General features: G+C 48.2%; 6 protein-coding genes and 1 pseudogene. All 7 read right to left on the reverse strand.

The features are described 5' to 3' along the window. Positions 1 to 374, reverse strand: a pseudogene (locus BN1234_RS21545) (hypothetical protein); the annotation flags it as partial. Beyond that, positions 374 to 958 carry a phage adaptor protein gene (locus BN1234_RS21550; protein WP_054958697.1) on the reverse strand — a complete coding sequence of 195 codons (585 nt, stop codon included), beginning with the start codon at positions 956 to 958 and terminating at the stop codon, positions 374 to 376. The gene BN1234_RS21550 and the pseudogene BN1234_RS21545, both read right to left, overlap by 1 nt. Before the next feature lie 48 nt (positions 959 to 1,006). Next, the gene (locus BN1234_RS21555; protein WP_054958698.1) at positions 1,007 to 1,309 is read right to left on the reverse strand and encodes a hypothetical protein; all 303 of its coding nucleotides are present in this window, start codon (positions 1,307 to 1,309) and stop codon (positions 1,007 to 1,009) included. A gap of 56 nt (positions 1,310 to 1,365) precedes the next feature. Further along, complete coding sequence (locus BN1234_RS21560) at positions 1,366 to 2,328, reverse strand: N4-gp56 family major capsid protein (protein ID WP_054958699.1); 963 nt, start codon at positions 2,326 to 2,328, stop codon at positions 1,366 to 1,368. 14 nt (positions 2,329 to 2,342) lie between these two features. Then, positions 2,343 to 3,128 (reverse strand): hypothetical protein, encoded by a 786-nt coding sequence (locus BN1234_RS21565; RefSeq protein ID WP_054958700.1) that lies wholly within the window; start codon positions 3,126 to 3,128, stop codon positions 2,343 to 2,345. A gap of 99 nt (positions 3,129 to 3,227) precedes the next feature. Then, a complete protein-coding gene (locus BN1234_RS21570; protein WP_054958701.1) occupies positions 3,228 to 3,632 on the reverse strand; it encodes a hypothetical protein in 405 nt (134 codons plus the stop codon). A gap of 41 nt (positions 3,633 to 3,673) precedes the next feature. Next, on the reverse strand, positions 3,674 to 5,390 hold a 1,717-nt coding region (locus tag BN1234_RS22575), incomplete at its 5' end, for a portal protein (protein WP_170308103.1).

Raw genomic sequence — 5,390 nt, forward strand, 5'->3', positions numbered from 1 at the left:
GTGTGATCTGCTGCTGTAACATGTATTGTTGCGTTCCCGGTGTGAGCTGACAACTCTGTGGCCGTGCTTCCTGGTGCCTTGCTGTCCCATTCTGCTTTCTTTGCTATGGTTACGTGAATATTAGCATCAGATATATGATTGGTATAAGTCGTTTTCTCGCTTGGAGTAACGTGGACTGTGTTATCTGCCTTATGCGTATTAATTGACGTTTGAGCAGCCCCTGCTGCACTCGCCGCAGCGGTTATACTTGTATCCCTTTGAGACAGTTGAGCATCTACATATGTTTTTGTTGCAGCATCCTGACCGGCTAGATCCGCTGGTACAACACCACCATCAATATATTGTTGCGCTATTTTCTGAGAAGCCTGACTCATCACCACACCCCCATGACATCTTCAATAACAGGGTAATCCGGGGTTTCGTCATTCACCCTCTGGAACTCTTCAATCATCCCGTTATATTTTGCTGTGTAATTGTTAATCATCGCCGTGTCCTGAAAAGACTCGCATATCTGTGCCAGGGCGCCGTACACCAGCAACATGTGAAAGTCTTGATCAAACTCCGGTACCGCATTTAAATTGGACTCATTCAGCTGCACAGGACGTTTGTAGTAGAACAGTGTCAAACTATTTTCAGAATCTTTGTCCGGCGTTGGGTAGATCCCTAACCCCTTATCCCCGATGAAGTAATAGAACGACCCTGTGTTAGAGTTTTTCTTGCTGTCCTGGTACGAATATTCCACACCATTAACAACTACATCACAAAGGCTACTGCGCGGGAATGGCAACGTGTAAGCGAAGATACCTTTTCTCAAGTGATAGATAGCTGCCGTTCTCACCTGAAACGTGGTACGGAACAACTCATTCTGGATCTGGTTAATCTTGCGGATTACGCTGTCATTGGACAAGCCATGCGGGTACTTTTCGGCGATTTCATTCAATATTTCTTGTAATGTCACTCTGCTCACCCCTCATTAAGACAAAAAAGCCCCTTGAAGGGGCCTATGTCACATTACTTTGACTTCTGTTTTGGTGCTATCGTCAATGCGTTGATTTACTGCACGAGTACGTGCGTATGAATCTTTCCAAATCTTCGCAATAGCTTCCGGCACCTCTGTTTCTACACCTCTCGGCACGGTATAAACGACACCATTAAATCCGATAGGGACCACGCGGTCACCCGGGTTTTGCGGATCGTCCGGGATAATGATGCTTACTTTCGGCATTGCTTTAAGTTGTTGTGCTGCGCTTTTCTCCGCATATGCTGCTTCTTTCTGTTTCCCTAAATCCATTTCTGCTTGCTTAGCCATGTCAGGCCCTCCTTAAAATTAAAAGGGAGCCCGCAGGCCCCCTCAAAAAATTGATATTAAACTGTTGCGCCGGACTCGTAACGAAGGATCGCCAGCTCTTGCAGACGAACCACCGTGAACGCACACTTCCATGCAACTGTATTGAATTGGTTCAACGGGTCACCACCACCAGCAGAACCGGCTGGATGAACGATGATGTCAGGCTTCACGCTACCCTCGATGTCCGGAATACCGTAAGCACCACGGCCAAGGAAGATCGTGCCGTATACGTCAGCACCTTCAGCGCCTGCGTCCTCGAATTTAACGCCCGTGGACACTTCGTAGAAGTAGACGCCGTACAGTTTACCGATAGCACCGTCCCGGAAATCAGACGTTGCGTTTCCTACGTTCGCCTGTCTCCACTCTTCCGTTTGAATCAAGTCTGCTGCTACGTCTGGATGAATCAAAGCTACATAACCCATGCCGCCACTTGGCAAGCGAATTTCTTTCACCTTGTTACGTATCAAAGCACGGCGCGCTCTGATAATGTCCAGAACTGTGATTTTGTCCCCTGCGCCCACCGTTGCACGACCTGTTTTGTTGTTGGCATACAGCACGTTTGTACCGGCTGCCAGCATGTCACGGACAATGGTATCAATGGATTCACCAGCATTCTCGCCCATCAGCTCGGCTACTTCCGTCATCAAAGGGTCAAAGCCAGTCAAGTTGATGAACTCGGAAATCTTCGTCCAGTTACCGTATTCTTTGACCGTTGCGTTGATCGGTGTAATGTCCAGGTTTACGCCGTCTGGTGTCACGCCCTCGGTCAAAGCTGTGGTTACTACGTTCAGGCTGTTCAGACGGCGGAAGTTGGTTGTTGCACCCTTACGTTTCGGGATGTTCTTCTTTTCGCCGAACTTGGTCCATACCAGTTCCGGTGTCAAGCGTTCAAGCATTGCATCCTGATAATATGTGTGTTGCTCAGCTGTCAGAGCGTTCACGCCAGTTGTTGCATTATAACCTTGTACTTGTGTTGCCATGAATAATCATCTCCTTAGGTTTGACCGGACTTTACTCGCTCACGGAATGCCTTGCGCTCAGCTGCGGACATGCCTGCGTATCCTGCGGCTTGATCCGGTGCATCTGCTCCAAGTGCTCCCGTGGCGGTCTCGGCGTTTTGTTGGATATTTCGAATGGTTTCTTGCCTTGCTTGTTGTGCAGCTGAATTCATGCGGTCCTCATAGGTTGCGATCTTATACGCATCCTCAAGGGAATAACCTCGGTTTCCTGCTAAGTCGAACACTTGCTTTTTATACTGATCAAAGTCAGGATAACGGGAAGATAATGTCTGTATCTCAGCTTCAATCTTCCGCAATTGCTCCTGTTCTTCGATTTGTTGAAGCTTTTGCTCATATTCGGTGAGCTTCTGCTTCATAGGCTGCATGTGCTCACGGATTACATCCTCTGGTACGCCCATCTTCTCGGCTTCCTGTTGGATTAATCGGTCTTGTTCGGCCTGTTCCAGTGCTGTCATATAATCATCGTGATTATCGAAACCGTAATACTTTGCAGTACGGTCAAGCATCTGTTGGTAACGATCGGCTTCTTTTGCTTTCGTGCCATACTCTTGCTCTAACTGCGCCCGAATCTGTTCCTCACGCGCTTTAAGAGCTTTAGCAAATCCTTTTTCATCGTTCTGAGCGGCGACCTCAGACTGTTCAACGCCCGAATTATCTACTTGCTCGGATGATTGCGTTTCTACCTGTGTTTCTGTTTCCTGTACCTCGGCGGCAGGTACCTCTTCAACGCCCGTATTTTCCATTTGCACTTGATCTTCCACGGTAATTCCTCCTTGTTATGCGGCGACCATAACGATTCAACGCCCGATTTTGTATATAAAAAGGGCCCAAGGATTCTCACCCTGAGCCCGGATTGCTATTTATTTCTTTTGTTGCTTTTGTTCTTTCTGTTCCTTCTCCTGCTTCGGTGCTTCAATGCTATCCTTTAGGTTGTCCAGTATTCCCGGCACCCTGTCAGCACCCGGCAAGCCGTACACTGTAGCCGCCACACTGAATGCGTTGGTCATATCCTCGTCATCAGTCAGCGCCTTAACCGTGAAGCTGTTGTAATTCAGCGGTTCGCCCCAGTTATCACCCGGAGCAATGGTACGCGTGACATCCCCGGCTTTGACTTCGATATCCTCCGTGCCTTCGTTCGCCACATACAAGTGATTTTGCTGTGTATCAAACGAAAACGTTCGGCCCTTGCTCGGGGCAGTATCAGTAAACTGAATCATCTGATCACCGTTTGTCTGTCCTTCCGGCTCAATATTGACCTTCGTCATCCCAAAAACCTCCTTTAATGTAATTTATAGGACACAAGTTATTACCCAATTGCTTGCTGTTGTATCGGAATCGGCGGCAATTGTTGCTGCATTTGCGGCATAAATAATTGCTGAATCATACCTAATTGTTGTTCTGGCGGCATCGCGTTAAATTCTGCTTGATGTTCTGGCGGGAGTTGAGAGATGAACTGTTCAATGATACCGATAATTCCCTTCTGTTTTTCCATTTCATCAAGCAAACGGTCACGATAAGGAACCACTGTTTTAGGCGCATATCGAAGGTATTGTTCATAAGTAATGTCACCCCTTGCCCTAGCTTCTTGCAAGCTAGAAAGCACCAAGGATTCGCTGTAAGTGGACGATGGTCCGACATCTATCTTCAAGTCGAATTCAACGTCTTGGTATGCTGCACCATGGAACTCTTCTGCGTATTCCTCGCCTTCGTTATCTTTCAAGATCACTTGACGCGGTAGGTTGTACTTAACCTTCCAGAAGTCCTCCCATATTCGACCGATGTCCTCAACGAGACTGTAGAATCTGCGTTTGATAGACTCAATCGGTATGGCTGCAGCTTTCTGCAGGAGCATAATCGCTGTCGCATTAAGATCAGCAGATGGTGCAGAACCCGTTGCGGCTTCGTCAGCTCCGGTCATTTGCCGGGTATACGCCAAAATAGCCTCGACCAGATTTGCAGCCGAAGCACTAATATTACCGGGATTAAGGTACTTCACACCGTCTCCCTGTCCTGGTGCCATTCGATCCTCGATCATCTCACCAGGAGCATTGGTCACCTTACCTGGATCAATAGCGTTTGTCTTATATACGAGTTTAGGCCATCCTGTAAGCTGTACAGACAGGATCTGCATAGCTACAAGCATATTCACAGCCTTCTGGTTAGGGATAAGGCCCTCAGTATCACCTACGCCGAATATGGACTTCTTGCGGCGTTCCCACTGCATAACTGCTACAGGATACAGACTCAATTGTGTGTCGGTCTCCTTCTTGATGGTAAGGCCAGCTGCCGCCTTGCAGAACATGACCCGACCATCTTCGTTTTTCCAGTAACGAGTAAGGACGGTCACTTTTCCGGCTCCATCTACCTCGACCTTTGCCATGTCATACCCTTGATCCTGCGTCTCTTTGTCTGGCTTGATCTGGTTTACCATTTCTTTGGATAGTCCATTATCCCGTGCATATCGTTTGACGCTATCGACACCCTCACGGCTGCTGATGAGGATGTAGGGTTGTTTCTGCACCCGGCGCTGTTGTGGATTGCCAAAGAATACATTGATCGGGTCCAGCACTTCGCCTTCCATCTCACCTACCCATGGCTCTCTTTTACCGCCCTTTGCCATTCCATCCCAGTAGTAATGCAATATCCCTGTTCCTGTGTTGGCTGCTATATCCAAACATTCCTCGTTCAGTTCGTCCTGCTTGATACGCTCCCAGGTAGCGTCAGAAAAACGGCTGAACAGATCGCCGACACCGTCATCTTCTTGATCTGTGAACTCTTGTGGTGAGAAGATCATCTTTATTTGCTCACTCATGACCGTTGCAACCTTATGCGTCTCGATCATCTTGATGATGTTAAATACCGGACGTGGCAGGTTTTGTGTCCTCGGCCCAGCTGCAGGCCATTGGTCACCGGCTTTAAATCGTTCATACTCGGGCCATTTCTCCAAGAAGCCCATACGCCGCTTGTATGCCAGCCCTTCCTTGTACTGCTTTTCCAGTTCGCCTGCCAGTTTATCGGCGGTT

The organism is Paenibacillus dakarensis (genome assembly GCF_001373415.1).
Classification (GTDB): Bacteria; Bacillota; Bacilli; order Paenibacillales; family Paenibacillaceae; genus Paenibacillus_AQ; species Paenibacillus_AQ dakarensis.